A 15,256-nucleotide genomic window follows, 5' to 3' on the forward strand; every position below is an offset into this window, starting at 1 on the left:
CCCCAACAGCCCGATTTCAACGTTCTGTTGAACAGCGATGCCCCGCAGTCTCCAGACGCCACCCGGGCCCGTCAACCCCCGGCGGGCGATCACCCGCCCTATGCCCCATTTCCGTAAAGCGAAAGCGGTACTTCACTCTCACCAACCGAGCGTGAGCCATCGGCCACGGCCCGGTAGGCTGCTCCCACCCCCCATCCCGGAAGGACCCCGCACGTGCCCTCGTCCGCCGAGCCCCGCACCGCCCCAGCCACCGGAGGCGTCCAGTCCCTAGAGCGTGCCTTCGATTTGCTCGAGCGGATGGCCGATGCCGGTGGCGAGGTCGGGCTGAGTGAGCTCGCCATCAGCAGCGGCCTGCCGCTGCCGACCATCCACCGGCTGATGCGCACCCTGGTGGCCTGCGGTTATGTCCGCCAGCAGCCCAACCGGCGGTATGCCCTGGGCCCCCGGCTGATCCGGCTCGGCGAGAGCTCGGCCCGGCTGCTGGGCACCTGGGCGCGCCCCTACCTGGCGCGGGTGATGGAGGAGACCGGCGAGACGGCCAATATGGCGCTGCTCGACGGTGACGAGGTGGTCTATGTGGCGCAGGTCCCCTCGCGGCACTCGGTGCGGATGTTCACCGAGGTCGGCCGGCGGGTCCTGCCGCACACCACGGGCGTCGGCAAGGCGCTGCTGGCCCAGGAGCCGGACGAGGAGGTGCGCGCCATCCTGGGCCGCACCGGGATGCCGGCGGCCACCGACAAGACCATCACCACCCCGGACGACTTCCTCCAGGCCCTGGCCCGGGTCCGGGAGACCGGCTACGCGGTGGACGACAACGAGCAGGAGATCGGCGTCCGCTGCTTCGCGGTGCCGGTACCGGACGCCCCCACCTCGGCGGCGATCTCCATCTCGGGACCGGCCGGACGGGTCACCGAGGAGGCCGCCGAGAAGATCGTGCCGCTGCTGAAGCAGGTGGCGGCGGAGCTGTCGGTGGCGCTGGCCAGCACGGGCACCAACGCCTAACCGGGTTCCCCGCGCCCCTGGGGCGCACCCTCCCGGGGGCGGGGCAGCGCCGGCTCGGCGAGGTCCTCGACCGCCCCGCGCAGCTCCCCCAGCGCGGGCGCCAGCGCGCTGACCGAGCCGACCGCGCCCGCCACCAGCAGCAGTGACCGGCGCAGCCGGGACACCTCCGGGCTGCCGGCCCGCGCCATCGCGTCCAGCGCGGCCAGTTCGTCCTCGGCGGCGTCCCGGTCGGGTAACGGCGCGGGGTGCGCGGCCAGCGCCCGGCGCAGCCGGGACACGGCCCGGCACAGGGCGTCCACCCGTGGATCCGGGCTCCCGGTTCCGTTCATCCGCTGCTGGTCCACCGCTACCGCGCCTTCCGCCACGACTCTCCCCCTCCCACGCGCTCGCGCCGATCAGTTAACGCCACCTTCCGTGTGCCGCGCCACACGCACAGCGAAATTGAGGCCCTCTGTTCTCGGTGTGGGTGACGAACTGGCATGCCCCGCACTGACTGCCGTGATTGCGGTAAGCAGGGGGTCATGGCGTTGACGACGGACACAGAAACGGAACAGCGTCCGGTGGCGGGCCTGGTACTCGCCGCGGGCGGCGGGCGACGGCTGGGCGGACGCCCCAAGGCGCTGCTTCCGCACCGGGGCCGGACCCTGCTGGACCACGCCGCCGAGGCACTGCGCGCGGCGGGCTGCACACCCGTCCACGCGGTGCTGGGCGCGGCGGCGGACAAGGTACGGGCCGGGTTGAGCGGGGTGGTGCCGGTCGTCAACCCCGACTGGGGCCAGGGCATGGGCTCCTCCCTGCGCGCGGGGCTGAACTCCCTTGCCCCGGTGGAGGCTTCGGCGGTGGCCGTACTCCTGGTCGATCAACCGCGCATTGGCGCACCGGCGGTGGTGCGGGTACTGGCCGCGCACCGGGCCGGCGCGGATCTGGTGGCCGCCGCCTACGCCGGGCGGCGCGGCCACCCCGTACTGTTCGCCCGCCGGCACTGGCCGGGCATCACCGAACTCGCCACCGGCGATCAGGGTGCTCGGGCCTATCTGCGGGCTCACGCCGCCGAGTTGACGCTGGTCGAGTGCGGCGACATCGCGGCTCCGGACGACATCGACTCGCCGGCCGACCTCGCGCTCCTGGAGCCCTGACCCAAGCCCGCTACGGTCCGACCCCGTTGAACTTCCGCAATAAGGAAACTAATATCCACAGAAATCCCGGCGGCCCACGCCGGTGCCACCCACCCGCGCCGAAGGAGCAGCCATGCCCGGACCGGCCACGGTCATCCCCGACACTCCCCCCGTCCCCCGCCAGGGCGAGGTACTCACCGAGGGCGCGCTGGAGTTCATCGCCGCCCTGCACCGCCGTTTCACCGGCCGCCGGGACGAGCTGCTGGCGCTGCGGGCCCGGCGGCGGCAGGAGATCGCGCGGAGCGGGACCCTGGACTTCCTCCCGGAGACCGCGCATATCCGCGCCGACCCCGGCTGGCGGGTAGCCCCGGCACCCGCCGCGCTGGAGGACCGCCGGGTGGAGATCACCGGGCCCACCGACCGCAAGATGACGGTCAACGCGCTCAACTCCGGCGCCCGCGTCTGGCTGGCCGACTTCGAGGACGCCCTCGCCCCCACCTGGCACAACGTCATCTCCGGGCAGCTCAGCCTGCTCGACGCCCGGGAACGCCGGATCGACTTCACCAGCCCGGAGGGCAAGCACTACGCCCTGCGCCCGGAGCCGGAGCTGGCCACCGTGGTGGTCCGGCCGCGCGGCTGGCATCTGGACGAGCGCCACCTCACCGTGGACGGCCGCCAAGTCCCCGGCGTCCTGGTGGACTTCGGCCTCTACTTCTTCCACCACGCCCGGCCGCTGGCCGAGCGCGACCGGGGCCCGTACTTCTACCTCCCCAAGACCGAGTCGCACCTGGAGGCCCGGCTCTGGAACGAAGTGTTCCGCTTCGCCCAGGACCAACTCGGCCTGCCCCATGGCACCGTACGCGCCACCGTCCTCATCGAGACCATCACCGCCGCCTTCGAGATGGAGGAGATCCTCTACGAACTGCGCGAGCACGCCTCGGGGCTCAACGCGGGACGCTGGGACTACCTCTTCTCCCTCATCAAGAACTTCCGTGACGCCGGCCCCCGGTTCGTCCTCCCCGACCGCAACGCGGTCACCATGACCGCGCCCTTTATGCGCGCCTACACCGAACTGCTGGTCCGCACCTGCCATAAGCGCGGCGCGCATGCCATCGGCGGGATGGCCGCCTTCATCCCCTCCCGCAAGGACCCCGAGGCCGGCCGGATCGCCCTGGAGAAGGTACGGGCCGACAAGGACCGTGAGGCGGGCGATGGCTTCGACGGCTCCTGGGTGGCCCACCCCGACCTGGTCCCGGTGGCCGCGGCCCGGTTCGACGCGGTGCTGGGCGAGCGCCCGCACCAGAAGCACCGGCTGCGCGAGGAGGTGGCGGTGACCGCCGCCCAACTCCTCGCCGTGGACGCCCTGGAGGCCCGGCCCACCCTGGCCGGACTGCGCAACGCCGTCCAGGTGGGCCTGCGTTATCTGGCGGCATGGCTGGGCGGCCAGGGCGCGGTGGCCATCTTCCATCTCATGGAGGACGCGGCCACCGCGGAGATCTCCCGGTCCCAGATCTGGCAGTGGGTGCACACCGGCGTGGTCTTCGAGGGCGGCGAGAAGGCCACGACCGAGCTGGTGCGCGCCCTCGCGGCGGATGAACTGGCCGCGGTGCGCCGGGAGACCGGGGACCGGGCGTTCGCCGCGGGCCGCTGGCAGCAGGCGCACGACCTGCTGCTGAAGATCGCGCTCGACGAGGAGTATGTGGAGTTCCTGACGCTCCCGGCGTACGAACTGCTGGACTGACGAGAACCTTCTGCGGCCGTTCGGCCACCCCGGCGCCCCGTGGGGGTCTACCGTTTCCGGGCAGGTCCACTGGGCGTTGGAGGGCTGATGAGTCAGTTGGGCAACGATGGGCTGCCACCCGAGGCCGCCTGCCCGGAGTGCGAGGGGCGGGGCAGGGTGGAGTGGGAGACCCCGGGCGGGCAGCGGACACAGACCGCGTGCAGCCACTGCATGGGGACGGGCCGGGTGATGGCGTGACCCTGCTCCCGGAGCCCTTCCCCGCCCGGCTGCAGCCGGAGGAGGTGCCCCTGGGCACCGCGCTGTGCCCCCGATGCCATGAGCGGCCCATCAAACTGGCCGGCCTGGATGTATGGCTGTGCATCGCCTGCTACGCCCTGGAGCAGCAGCACGGCCCCCGGCCGGCCACCCAGTCCCGCAGCTACCTCCCGGCCAACTTCGCCACCCCCGAGTGCCTGGCCTGCGGCAGCCGGGAGGTGGACGCCGACGGCCGGCTGTGGTGGTGCACCTCCTGCCGGCTGTGCACCAGGGTGCGCGGCGAAGGGCAGTAGGCGGCGCCCCGGAGCCGCCGGCCGCCTCAGGACGAGGCCATGGCGCCCAGCGCGACAAAGCAGCAGATGAGCACCGCCAGCACGGCCAACAGCGGCCAGACGAACCGCAGGTAGCGGTCGTACCCCACCTTCGCCAGGGACACCCCGCCCATGATGACGGCGGTGGTGGGCACCCAGAGGTTCATCCAGCCGCTGGCCGACTGCCAGGCGGTGACCGCCAGCGCCCGGGAGACCCCGGCGAAGTCGGCCAGCGGGGCCAGCACCGGCATGGCCAGCGTGGCATGCCCGGAGGTGGAGGGGATGAGGAAGGCCAGCGGCAGGTTGACGACATAGACCAGGATGCCGAACACCGCCGCCGAGGCGCCGGTGACCGCCGCCTCGATGGAGTGCAGCACGGTGTCGGTGATCAGGGCGTTGTTCATGATGACCGTGACACCCCGGGCCAGCACAATGGTCAGCCCGGGCGCGATGAAGTCGCCCGCGCCCTGCACCACCAGGGCGCTCAGCCGCTGCTCGCCGAGCCGGGCCACCAGCCCGACCAGCAGGGCGGCCAGGATGAACAGCGCGGCCAACTGCGCGAAGGACCAGTCCAGTTCCCAGACATAGGGCATGGCGTCGGCGTTGCCGGTCAGGGCGCTGGACCAGGGAATCACCGAGAAGATCATAAAGATGAAGACCAGGGCGACGGTGGCCAGCACCGTCCACTGCAGCCGGGTGAGCTCGGGCGGCTCCTCGGCGGCCGCCGCCAGCTCCCGGTCGCCGGGCAGGAAGCCGACCAGGGAGCGCTCCGGGTCGGTGCGCACCCGGTGCGCGTACCAGAGCACATAGCCGATGGTGACGGCGGTGAGCACCACCCACATGGTGAAGCGCAGCCCGATCCCGTCACCCAGGGAGATCCCGGCCGCCGAGGAGGCGACGCCGGTGGAGAAGGGGTTGACGGTGGAGGCCAGCACCCCGATGCCGGCGCCCAGGATGATGGTGCCGGTGGCCACCATCCGGTCGTAGCCCAGGGCCAGCATCAGCGGCACCAGCAGCCCATAGAAGCCCAGGGTCTCCTCGGCGAAGCCCTCCACCGTGCCCAGCAGGGAGAAGACCGTCATCACCCCGGCGATCAGCAGCGCGCCACGGGCCTTGAGCCGGTGGGCCAGGCGCTCCACGCCCCGGTCCAGGGCTCCGGTGGCGAAGACCACGGTGATGAAGGCACCGATGGCCAGGACGAAGAGGAAGACGGCGGCGCTGCCGTAGAGGACGCCGGTGGCGTCCGGCCCCACCTGGCCGGTGGCCTGGTCGCGGATGCCGTAGAGGCCGTTGACGGGGGCCAGGAAGAGGTCACCCAGGCGGTGTACGAAGTCGCCGGGGGCCGGGGCGTGGTGGTAGGTGCCCTGGATCGGCTTGCCCTGGGCGGTGCGCCGGTAGACCCCGGAGGGGACGGCGAAGGCGACGGCCCACACCACGATGGTCACGGCCGCCAGCACGGTCAGCGCGCTGGGGAAGACAAAGTGGCGCTTGCGGTCGCCTTCGGGTGCGTCTTGGGGTACGTCCACGGTGGAGCCTCTCCGCACATCCAGGCAGCATTGTGCGGAGATTGTTGCCTAATACGGCTTTTCTCCCCAGCCGCCACGCGCGGCCCGGCCGAAGACCAGGTTGAGGACGACCGCGGTCAGACACCCGGCACTCACCCCGGAGTTGAGGATGATCTTCAGCGTCCGGGGGATGGCCGGGTCGGCATAGAAGTCGCCGGAGACCACCGGTATCAGGCCCACGCCCAGCGAAACCGCGGCGGTCAGCAGGTTGTCGCCCTGGTCCAGGCCCGCCTTGAGCAGCACCCCGACCCCGCTGGCGGCGACCGTGCCGAACAGCACGATGCCCGCCCCGCCCAGCACCGGCCGGGGCACCAGGGCGATCAGCGAGGCAAAGGCCGGGCTGAGGCCCAGCAGCACAAACATCAGCCCACAGGCCGCCACGGTGAAGCGGCTGCGCACCCGGGTGAGCGCGACCAGGCCGATGTTCTGGGCGAAGGCGCTGTTGGCGAAGCCGTTGAAGAACGGGCTGAGGGCGCTGCCCAGGGTGTCCGCGCGCAGTCCGGCGGCGATCACCCGCCGGTCGGCCTCACGGCCCACGATCTCACCGAGCGCCAGCATGTCGGCGGTGCTCTCGGTCATACACACCAGCATCAGGACGCACATGCTGAGCACTGCCGGGAGCTGGAGGACCGGGTGCCCGAAGTGGAAGGGCTCCGGGAAGCCCAGCAGGGCGGCGTGCCGGGTGACGCCGGTGTCCACCGCCCCGGCCGGCACGGCCAGCAGGGTGCCCGCCACCAGCCCCAGCAGAATGGCGATCTGGCGGGCGAAACCACGCAGCACCCGCCGCAGCACCAGCACGATGACCAGGGTCGCGCCCGCCAGGCCCAGACCGGTGGGCGAGGCCGGACGCTCGGGATGCCCGTCCTGGATCCAGCCGAAGGCGACCGGGAGCAGGCTGAGGCCGATCAGGGTGATGACGGTGCCGCTGACCACGGGCGGGAAGAAGCGGACCAGTCGGCAGAAGTAGGGGGCCAGCAGGAAGCCGAGCGCTCCCGCGACGATCACCGCGCCATAGATCACCGGTAACGCCTGGCTGCGGTCCGGCTGTTGGCCGGCGATGGCCAGCATGGGCGCCACCCCGGCGAAGGAGACGCCGTTGACAAACGGCAGCCGGGCGCCGACCTGCCAGAAGCCGATGGCTTGCAGCAGGGTGGCGATCCCCGCGGTGAACAGGCTGGCTCCCACCAGGAAGGTGATCTGTGCCGGGGGCAGGCCCAGGGCGGCGCCCATGACCAGTGGGGGTGCGACTACGCCGGCGTAGCTGGCGGCTACGTGCTGGAGGCCGGTGGCCAACAGGCGGCCGGGGGGCGGGATCTGATCGACCGGGTGGACGGGCATGACGGCACCTGCCTCCTGTTGTCCGGTGGTTGACGGTCCGTCGCCAGATGGGTCGGCCCCCGTTGTGCTTCAAGTGCAGGCTGTCCATGGCTGGTCGCGCCCACGCGGCGGAGCCGCATGTTGAAACCGTCCCCCACCCATGAGGGCCCTGTCGCGTTTCGAGTGCGAGTGATCGGTGGCTGATCGCGCCCACGCGGCGGAGCCGCACGACGTAGCCGCCCCGCGCCCCTTAGGGGGCGCCCAGGCGCCGGCCCTCGTCTCGGGCTGCCCGGGCGATCTCGTCCTCGTCGGCGGTGAGCAGCCGGCCGTCGGCCACCACCGGGCGGCCGTTCACCAGGGACAGGGTGACCGGCGCGGGCGCGCCCAGTACCAGGGCGGCCACCGGGTCGGCGATGGTCGAGTGGCCCAGCCCGTCCAGCCGCCAGAGCACCAGGTCGGCCAGCTTGCCGGGCTCCAGGGAGCCCAACTCATCGGCCCGGCCCAGGACTTGGGCGCCACCCCGGGTGGCCAGGCGCAGTGCCTGGCGTACGGTGAGGGCCCGTTCGCCGCCCGCCAGCCGGTGGATCAGCAGGGCGTTGCGCAACTCGGTGTGCAGCTCGCCCGATTCATTGGAGGCGGTGCCGTCCACCCCCAGGCCGACCGGGATTCCGGCCGCCAGCATCGCCGGGACCGGGGCGGTGCCCGCGCCCAGCCGGGCGTTGGAGGACGGGCAGTGCGCCACCCCCGTGCCGGTGCGGGCGAAGGCCGCCAGATCGGAGTCGTTCATATGGACGCAGTGCGCCATCCACACATCCCCGCCCAGCCACCCGGTGGACTCCAGATAGTCCGTGGGGCCCATCCCGAACCGCTCCTTGCAGAAGCGCTCCTCCTCCACCGTCTCCGAGCCATGGGTGTGCAGCCGTACACCCATGCGCCGGGCCAGCACCGCGGATTCCCGCAGCAGTGCGGTGCTGACCGAGAACGGGGAGCAGGGAGCGACCCCGATCCGCAGCATCGAGCCCGGGGACGCGTCATGGTGGACGTCGATGGCCCGCTCGGTGGCGGCCAGCGCCTCGTCCAGCGTCTCCACCGCGAAGTCCGGCGGCAGCCCGCCGTCCGACTCGCCGAGGTCCATCGAGCCCCGGGTGGGGTGGAAGCGCACGCCCAGTTCCCCGGCGGCCCGGATCTCCGCGCCCAGCAGGTCCCCGGCGCCGCGCGGGAAGACATAGTGGTGGTCGGCGGCGGTGGTGACGCCGCCGCGCATCATCATGGCCAGCGAGCCGCGCGCCGCCTGGTACACCATGGGCTCGTCGATCCGGGCCCAGACGGGATAGAGCGCCTTCAGCCAGTCGAACAGGTTGGCGTTCTGGGCCAGGCCCCGGGTGAGCCACTGGTAGAAGTGGTGGTGGGTGTTGACCAGTCCGGGCGTGGCCAGATGGCCGCGCCCGTCCACCCGCCGGGTCACCTCCGGCAGCCCGTCCGGCGCCGGGCCCGGCCCCAGGGACTCGATCCGGTTGCCGGCCAGCACGATATGGCCGTCGGCGTACTCGGTGTCGCGGGCGTCGACGGTGGCGATGGCGCAGTGCTCGATGACGGTGCGTGCCATGGGTGCTTCCGTGGGTGCTGCCATGCGGGGTCCTTAGAGGTTGGTCAGGTCCACCGGGATGCCCGGCTCGGCGCCCTCCCGCAGGACGGTCGCCTCGATCAGACCGTAGGGGCGGTCGGCGGCGTAGTAGACCTCGTTGTCGTTGTCCAGCCCGAAAGGGGTCAGATCCACCGGGAAGTGGTGCTTGTTGGGCAGGGAGAGGCGGATCTCCTCGATCTCGGGCCGCTGTTCGATGACCCGGGAGCCCATGGCGTAGAGGGTCTGCTGCAGCGAGTAGGAGTAGGTCCCGGCGAAGGCGTGCAGCAGCAGTTCCCGGGTCCGGCGGTAGCTGTCGTCCCAGTCGGACTCGTAACCACCGTGCCGCCAGCGGGCGTTGACCTGGGTGGCCAGGATCCGGTCGGTGGTCTCCTGGAGGGTGGTGTAGCGGTCCTTGACATAGCCATGGAACTCCGAGCCGGTGGAGTTGAGCACCACCAGGTCCTTCAGCCCCGAGAGGATCTGCCACCGCTCCCCGTCGAAGGTGATCTGCGCGGTGCGGGTCTCCCGGCCGGAGCGGACGAAGGAGTGTCCCCTGTCCCCCTCGGCGGTGCGCACCCGATCCCAGGCGTACTCCTCGATACGGATGCGGGCGGTGGTGATGGCGGGCTGGCTGGTGACAAAGTGCCGGGCCAGCCGGATGCCGAACTCCTCGGCGGAGGCGATGCCATATTCCTTAGCGAAGGCATAGACGGTGTTCTTGGTGGTGTCCGTGGTCAGCACCCGGGCGTTGGAGCCCTGCAGATGGACGTCCTCCATCCGCCCGGACAGGGCGACGGAGACACTGAGGTCCTTGAGATGGTGGACGGCCCCGTCGCGGGTGACCCGCAGCACCCGGGTCTCGGCCTTGCCGTACTGGTTCTGGCCGAGCACCGCCGGCCGGGCAGAGTCGCTCATCCGCTCTAGCTCCCTCGGTATACGGAGTAGCCGAAGGGGCTGAGCAGCAGCGGCACATGGTAGTGCTCGCCCGCTTCGACGGCGAAGGTCACGGTGATCTCGGGGAAGAACGGCGCCTTCTTCCCGGACGGGTAGGGCCCGGTCTCGAACACCAGCCGGGCCCGGGTGGTGCCCTGGGGCGGCAGCGGCAGTCGGGCGCAGCGGCCGTCGACGTCGGTACGGGCGGTGCCCAGTACGGTCCAGGTCCCGTTCTCCCCTTCGCCGGCGGCCAGTTGGACGCCGACCCCGGCGGCGGGGCGGCCGGCCGCGGTGTCCAGCACATGGGTGGACACCGACGCCCGCGCCATCAGCCCGGCCAGCCGCAGCCGGTTGATCTTCGCCAACTCGGCTTTGACCACGACCCGTTCCCGCTCGGGAGTATTGCCCAACCGCTCCCGCGCGGCGTCCCGCAGCCGTTCGGCACCCAGCCCACCGGCGCAGATCAGGAAGACCTGGCCGAACCTCTCCTGATAGGCCAGGTTGAGCTCCAGCATCTCGGCCTTAAGGGCGTCGGGCGCGCCGGCCATCCCGCGCTGCTCCCGCGCCGAGACCGGATCCGACGGCCGGGGCCGCCCGATGGGCGGATGACCGGCCAGCGCCTGGGCCAGCCCGGACTCATCCAGCCGGGCCACGGCCGCGTCGGAAGCGGCCAGCAGCGCCTCCGCATCGGGATAGGGCCGCCCGCAGAGCAGTTCATCCACCCAGGCGGCGCTGGTACAGATCTCCTTGAGGACCGCCCGGGCCTCACTCTCGGCGGCCGCATTGAACCGGGCCGGACCCGGCGTCGAACTCGCAGACACGGGAACCTCCGTGGCGCTTGTCACTGCGCTCGGACGAGCTGCGCATAGCCAACCGCCTGGGTTCCCCGGCGTCAACAGTTTGTTGAATTAAATGCCCGTTACCGTTCTTGGCCGAGGCAACGAAGAAGCCCCGGCCCGATGGTGGCAGGTCGGGGCTCTGGTCGCCCGATCGGTGGGCCGCTCCCAAGGGGAGTGGAGCGGCGGGAGCCGTAACGTGCTTCGGGTAGTCAGGAGTGGTCAGACGGTGCAGAGCTCTCCGGTCTTGACGCCTGCCACGAAGGAAGAGAACGCGCCTATGGGGAAGCCCAGAGTGGGCCTGCGCGGTGTCTTGCTGTCACGGACGGGGACGACGCCGCTTGCGACGACAAGGTTGGCGGCGACCTCAACGCAATCGCCGCCGTTGCTGCTGTAGGAGGACTTGAACCAGCGGGGGGAATCGGTAGTCACGAGATGCCCTTTCGTACCTGCTCGATCACGGCCACGGATGCCGCCTGCGACAACGCTTCGGCCTGCAACTGATGGTAGGCCGTCAACAGGGGCAACACGACTGCCGTCTCCCGCTCCACGTGCCCGCGCAACTGGGATTCCGCGTACGCGATCACGGACAGGTCCGGCATCGTCAGCAAGTTCATTGGCAGGTTGAATGACCGCCGTGCTCCTATCTCAAAGGGAGACACCTGGATTACCCAGTTCGGGAGGGAGGCAACTTCGACAAGTCGCTGGAGCTGCCGTTCCATGACCTCCGCGCCGCCGACCGCATGACGAAGACAGCTCTCGTCCATCACCACAAGCATCATCGGCGCCCTGGGGCGCACCAGCGCGGCTTGCCTCTGCGCCAGGAAGGCAACGCGTTCCTCTGCTTGTTCGGGCGTGATGGCCCCGCGCTGTACATCACCATCCGCCACCGTCCGCGCATACTCCGGCGTCTGCAACAGGCCGGGGACGATCCCCATGTTGAACAGCCGGATCTCTACGGCCCGCCCCTCGTACTTGACGTACTCCGGGAACCCCTCCAGCAGTGCACCGTGCTTGATCTCGCGGTACTCACGTTCAAACGCGTCTGCCGTGCCCGCAAGGCCGAGCGCCATGTCTGCGCTACGCGAGAAACGCAGAGTTGGAGGCTTCCGACCAGTTTCAACCGCCGAAATATGCACGCTGGAATATTCCATGCGTGCGGCAAGGTCGTCCTGGGTCCAGCCGCGCGACTCTCGCAAGCTGCGCAGACGCGCCCCGTAGGCTGCATGAGGCGAGGCGTCCGGGTTCAACTCCTTGCGGTTCAAGGGCTGCTCACCAACCTTTCGTTCGCTTCCAACAGCTTGAAGGGTGCCCAGGCGTGGGCCACGCTGAACCTCCCCAGTAGTAGGAGCACTACAGAGAGGAGCAGGTGTGAGCCTGAAATCGCCTGGCTGTAAAGGCAGTTGGCGTAACACCCCGAACGTTGCCAGCGGTGTGCCCGATCGGATGCATGTCGTCCTCTACGCCTGCATCCACGACGGCAGCGACCCGGTGCGCGATGTGACCGGCCTCGTTGTCCGGACGGAGGACGAGCCGGCACTCACCCCCCTCGGAAAGAAGGCGCTTGGGGAGCGGCTGTTGGCCCTCCGGGCCTTCGTCAAGCGCACCCAGGGGGCAAGCATCTGATGTCGAGCGACACCACCTACCGCGTGGGCGCCTGGCTGGTTGACACCCACCGCAACGCGGTGGGACAGCTCATGGCAGAGGACAGACGCGAAGGCGCGCTCTTCCTCCTACACCTTCGGCCGCCTGGCGGTGGCCGGGAGTGGTCCACCAAACCGGAGTCGGTTCGTCTGGCCACGGATCAGGACCTTAAGGAGAGGGGCTTGGTCCGCCGGCACATGCGCAGCTGGCTCAACGGCCCCACGGCGGTGGAGCAGGTCATTCCGCGCAGGACGCCATGATGATGCGGAACTTGCAACAGCGTGGTCTGCCAGCGGTTCAGTGCGGATGACCGGCCAGCGCCTGGGCCAGCCCGGACTCATCCAGCCGGGCCACGGCCGCGTCGGAAGCGGCCAGCAGCGCCTCCGCATCGGGATAGGGCCGCCCGCAGAGCAGTTCATCCACCCAGGCGGCGCTGGTACAGATCTCCTTGAGGACCGCCCGGGCCTCGCTCTCGGCGGCCGCATTGAACCGGGACGGACCCGGCGTCGAACTCGCAGACACGGGAACCTCCGTGGCGCTTGTCGCTGCGCTCGGACGAGCTGCGCATAGCCAACCGCCTGGGTTCCCCGGCGTCAACAGTTTGTTGAATTAAATGCCCGTTACCGTTCTTGGCCGAGGCAACGAAGAAGCCCCGGCCCGATGATGGCAGGTCGGGGCTCCCGCCTCGAGTGGCTACCGGGCCGACTGCGCCCGGTCCTTGACGCCCGTCACGAACGCCGACCAGGAGGACGCCGGGAAGGCCAGCATGGGCCCACCGGGCGTCTTACTGTCCCGTACGGGGACGACGCCAGAGGCGAACGCGGGGGCCCACTCGACGCAGGTTCCGCCGTTGCCCTCGCTGTAGCTGGACTTCACCCATATCGCGCGGGCGAGGTCGGGGATGGTTCTCATGGTCGTACGCCTCCATAACGTGCCGGATAAGGGAGAGAGAATCAGACAGGGACAGTGCGTTGGCGCGCAGCCGCTCATAGGTCGCGCGCGCTTCGTCGACCGCCTCCGGTGAATCATGCACTTGCCCCTGCAAATAGCTCTCTGCGTACAGGACTTCCGTCCCGCCCTGCTGTTTTAGCAAGATAAACGGCGTTTTCCTTGCCGCGGTGCCACCGAGGGGGAGCACCTGAACCGTGATGCACGGGTGCTCGGACACCGCTACCAGGTGCCGGAGTTGGCCCCGCATGACATCAGCGCCGCCCACGCCGGACCAGAGCACGGCCTCGTGCAAGATGACCCAGAACGATGGGGGGTTCGACCCGTCGAACACCTCCCGGCGCCGCATGCGATCCTCTACCCGCTGCTTGATCTCGGACGCAGGGTCACCCGGCCGAGCCGCCCGGTACACGGCTTCGGCGTACTCGGGCGTTTGCAGGATGCCGGTAACCACGGCGGGCGAGTAGTCGCAAATGGTCACCGACTGGCGTTCCAGCTGGAGATATGGGATCAGCCACGCCGGATTACCCGCATCCGCCGCACGCTGGCGCATACGCGCGTACACACCCGGCGTACCGAACACCCTGTCGCACTGTTCGGCGAACTGCGCACTGGCGAGCTGCACCCCTCGCTCCACCTTGCTGACGTACGGCTGTTGGCAGCACAGTTTGTCGGCAAGCTGCACCTGTGACCATCCGCGCGCTTCACGGGCGTACTTGACCTCCAGGCCGAACGTCACCGCAGGCGGCTCCGGGTCGCTCATATGTTCAACTCCCCCCATTCCAAATGCAGTTGGACTACAAAATAGCCTGGTCCGCACATAGGGAACGGTGAAACCTGAGTCTCACGACTGATGCCCGGCCCCCATGGTCGGGACACACGGAGGCTCGAACAAATGGCATCCTCGATCACCTACCGCTGTGGTGCGTGGCTGATGGACACGGAGCGCGGCAAGGTCGGTCAGCTCATGGACGAGGACAAGCGCGACGGCGTGGTCTATCTGCGGCCGCCGGGTGGCGGCCGGGAGTGGACCGTCGAACCGTCGTCGGTACGTCTCGCCACGGACCAGGACTTCAAGGACGCGAACCTGGTCCGCCGCCGCAGGATCAGCTGGGTCGGCGGCCGCATCGTCGACGAGGTCCTCCCCCGGGCGGCGACATAAAAAAGCCCCGCCCCTACGCGCCGGGCTCCGTCCTGTTGAGGTAGTTGTAGATGGTGAAGCGGCTGACCCCCAGGGCCTCCGCCACCGTCTCCACCCCGTGCCGCAGCCGGAACGCGCCGCGCTGTTCCAGGCTGCGCACCACCGACTGCTTGGCCTTGCGGTCGAGTTGGGCCAGCGGCATGCCGTGCCGCCGCTCCAGCTCGGCCAGCAGGTGTTCCAACGACTCGGCCAGATGCGGCAGCCGTACCGCCACCACCTCGCGGCCCTCCCAGCGGAGCACCACATCGTCGTGGCCCGCCTCGGCGGGTTCGATCAGCCGGCCGCCCATGGCATCCACCAGCGGCTGGACCGCCGCCCGGAACCGCCGGTCGGAGGACTCGGTCATGGCCCGTCCCCCTCGATCACATTGAGCTGGAGCGAGACCCTGGTGGCCCCGGCGTCCACCGCCTCCGTCAACAACCGCCGCACCACGGCCAGTACGGCCTCCCGGCCGCCTTCGGCGGTGTTGCCGAAGGGGCCGACCTCCACGGCGTCCAACCCCGCCCCCTCCACGACCCGCCGGGCCGCCACCGCGTGCGGCGGCGGCCGGTCCAGATCGAAGGGCTCGGTGGTGAACTCCACTCTCCATCGCGCCATGCCGCCACCGTAGTGCCCGACCCGCCGGGCGGCACCGAACCGTAAGATTCCGGCCACGGAGCGGCATTGAGCTTCCCTCGCGTGCGGTACCGGACGCCTTCCGCCGGGGGTATTCCTGTATCGGAGAGGGATTTCCGGACAACCTCCGGCCGCTTCTTGCCAGTCAG

Annotated in this window: 18 protein-coding genes and 1 pseudogene; 6 read left to right on the forward strand and 13 right to left on the reverse strand. The window is 70.2% G+C overall.

Annotated features, from left to right (window positions below):
* Positions 1–213 precede the first annotated feature (213 nt).
* A complete protein-coding gene (locus ACIHFE_RS09320) occupies positions 214–1,002 on the forward strand; it encodes an IclR family transcriptional regulator (RefSeq protein ID WP_400105219.1) in 789 nt (262 codons plus the stop codon).
* On the opposite strand, the gene ACIHFE_RS09325 is transcribed toward ACIHFE_RS09320, so the two are convergent.
* Positions 999–1,367 carry a DUF5955 family protein gene (locus tag ACIHFE_RS09325; RefSeq protein WP_400105220.1) on the reverse strand — a complete coding sequence of 123 codons (369 nt, stop codon included), beginning with the start codon at positions 1,365–1,367 and terminating at the stop codon, positions 999–1,001. The two genes, ACIHFE_RS09320 and ACIHFE_RS09325, sit on opposite strands and share 4 nt — an antisense overlap.
* 156 nt (positions 1,368–1,523) lie before the next feature.
* Here ACIHFE_RS09325 and ACIHFE_RS09330 point away from each other — a divergent pair, with 156 nt between their 5' ends.
* From ACIHFE_RS09330 to ACIHFE_RS09340, 3 genes are all read left to right on the forward strand, one after another.
* On the forward strand, positions 1,524–2,138 hold the full coding sequence (locus tag ACIHFE_RS09330; RefSeq protein WP_400105221.1) for an NTP transferase domain-containing protein: 615 nt from the start codon (positions 1,524–1,526) through the stop codon (positions 2,136–2,138).
* Between the two features lie 112 nt (positions 2,139–2,250).
* Positions 2,251–3,858 carry a malate synthase A gene (gene aceB / locus ACIHFE_RS09335; RefSeq protein WP_400105222.1) on the forward strand — a complete coding sequence of 536 codons (1,608 nt, stop codon included), beginning with the start codon at positions 2,251–2,253 and terminating at the stop codon, positions 3,856–3,858.
* 233 nt (positions 3,859–4,091) lie between these two features.
* Complete coding sequence (locus ACIHFE_RS09340; protein ID WP_400105223.1) at positions 4,092–4,406, forward strand: hypothetical protein; 315 nt, start codon at positions 4,092–4,094, stop codon at positions 4,404–4,406.
* A gap of 26 nt (positions 4,407–4,432) precedes the next feature.
* Here ACIHFE_RS09340 and ACIHFE_RS09345 read toward each other — a convergent pair whose 3' ends face one another.
* The 7 genes from ACIHFE_RS09345 to ACIHFE_RS09375 form a co-directional block, all read right to left on the reverse strand.
* Positions 4,433–5,950: a YfcC family protein gene (locus ACIHFE_RS09345; RefSeq protein ID WP_400105224.1), complete on the reverse strand. Its 1,518-nt coding sequence runs from the start codon at positions 5,948–5,950 to the stop codon at positions 4,433–4,435.
* Between the two features lie 48 nt (positions 5,951–5,998).
* Positions 5,999–7,327: a nucleobase:cation symporter-2 family protein gene (locus ACIHFE_RS09350; RefSeq protein ID WP_400105225.1), complete on the reverse strand. Its 1,329-nt coding sequence runs from the start codon at positions 7,325–7,327 to the stop codon at positions 5,999–6,001.
* Between the two features lie 229 nt (positions 7,328–7,556).
* Positions 7,557–8,912 carry an 8-oxoguanine deaminase gene (locus tag ACIHFE_RS09355; protein ID WP_400105226.1) on the reverse strand — a complete coding sequence of 452 codons (1,356 nt, stop codon included), beginning with the start codon at positions 8,910–8,912 and terminating at the stop codon, positions 7,557–7,559.
* A gap of 33 nt (positions 8,913–8,945) precedes the next feature.
* Positions 8,946–9,845: a factor-independent urate hydroxylase gene (gene pucL, locus ACIHFE_RS09360; protein WP_400105227.1), complete on the reverse strand. Its 900-nt coding sequence runs from the start codon at positions 9,843–9,845 to the stop codon at positions 8,946–8,948.
* A 5-nt stretch (positions 9,846–9,850) separates the two neighbouring features.
* Complete coding sequence (uraD, locus tag ACIHFE_RS09365; protein WP_400105228.1) at positions 9,851–10,684, reverse strand: 2-oxo-4-hydroxy-4-carboxy-5-ureidoimidazoline decarboxylase; 834 nt, start codon at positions 10,682–10,684, stop codon at positions 9,851–9,853.
* A 237-nt stretch (positions 10,685–10,921) separates the two neighbouring features.
* On the reverse strand, positions 10,922–11,131 hold the full coding sequence (locus tag ACIHFE_RS09370) for a DUF397 domain-containing protein (RefSeq protein WP_400105229.1): 210 nt from the start codon (positions 11,129–11,131) through the stop codon (positions 10,922–10,924).
* The gene (locus tag ACIHFE_RS09375) at positions 11,128–11,964 is read right to left on the reverse strand and encodes a Scr1 family TA system antitoxin-like transcriptional regulator (RefSeq protein ID WP_400105230.1); all 837 of its coding nucleotides are present in this window, start codon (positions 11,962–11,964) and stop codon (positions 11,128–11,130) included. Before ACIHFE_RS09375 ends, ACIHFE_RS09370 begins: the two co-directional genes overlap by 4 nt.
* A gap of 106 nt (positions 11,965–12,070) precedes the next feature.
* Here ACIHFE_RS09375 and ACIHFE_RS09380 point away from each other — a divergent pair, with 106 nt between their 5' ends.
* Positions 12,071–12,325, forward strand: coding sequence for a hypothetical protein (locus ACIHFE_RS09380; RefSeq protein WP_400105231.1), 255 nt, complete (start codon positions 12,071–12,073; stop codon positions 12,323–12,325).
* A 315-nt stretch (positions 12,326–12,640) separates the two neighbouring features.
* On the opposite strand, the gene ACIHFE_RS09385 is transcribed toward ACIHFE_RS09380, so the two are convergent.
* The 3 genes and pseudogenes from ACIHFE_RS09385 to ACIHFE_RS09395 form a co-directional block, all read right to left on the reverse strand.
* A complete protein-coding gene (locus tag ACIHFE_RS09385) occupies positions 12,641–12,865 on the reverse strand; it encodes a 2-oxo-4-hydroxy-4-carboxy-5-ureidoimidazoline decarboxylase (protein ID WP_400105232.1) in 225 nt (74 codons plus the stop codon).
* A 171-nt stretch (positions 12,866–13,036) separates the two neighbouring features.
* Positions 13,037–13,255, reverse strand: coding sequence for a DUF397 domain-containing protein (locus ACIHFE_RS09390; protein WP_400105233.1), 219 nt, complete (start codon positions 13,253–13,255; stop codon positions 13,037–13,039).
* Positions 13,256–13,334: 79 nt separating this feature from the next.
* Positions 13,335–14,072, reverse strand: a pseudogene (locus ACIHFE_RS09395) (Scr1 family TA system antitoxin-like transcriptional regulator); the annotation flags it as partial.
* Positions 14,073–14,186: 114 nt separating this feature from the next.
* Between ACIHFE_RS09395 and ACIHFE_RS09400 the strand changes: the two are divergent.
* Positions 14,187–14,453, forward strand: coding sequence for a hypothetical protein (locus ACIHFE_RS09400; protein WP_400105234.1), 267 nt, complete (start codon positions 14,187–14,189; stop codon positions 14,451–14,453).
* A 13-nt stretch (positions 14,454–14,466) separates the two neighbouring features.
* On the opposite strand, the gene ACIHFE_RS09405 is transcribed toward ACIHFE_RS09400, so the two are convergent.
* Both ACIHFE_RS09405 and ACIHFE_RS09410 read right to left on the reverse strand, forming a co-directional pair.
* Positions 14,467–14,838, reverse strand: a complete 372-nt coding sequence (locus ACIHFE_RS09405; protein WP_400105235.1) for a helix-turn-helix domain-containing protein — start codon at positions 14,836–14,838, stop codon at positions 14,467–14,469.
* Positions 14,835–15,089, reverse strand: a complete 255-nt coding sequence (locus tag ACIHFE_RS09410) for a hypothetical protein (RefSeq protein ID WP_400105236.1) — start codon at positions 15,087–15,089, stop codon at positions 14,835–14,837. The genes ACIHFE_RS09405 and ACIHFE_RS09410 overlap by 4 nt, the downstream gene beginning before the upstream one ends.
* Positions 15,090–15,256: the final 167 nt, after the last annotated feature.

The organism is Streptomyces sp. NPDC052396 (assembly GCF_044593195.1).
GTDB lineage: Bacteria > Actinomycetota > Actinomycetes > Streptomycetales > Streptomycetaceae > Streptomyces.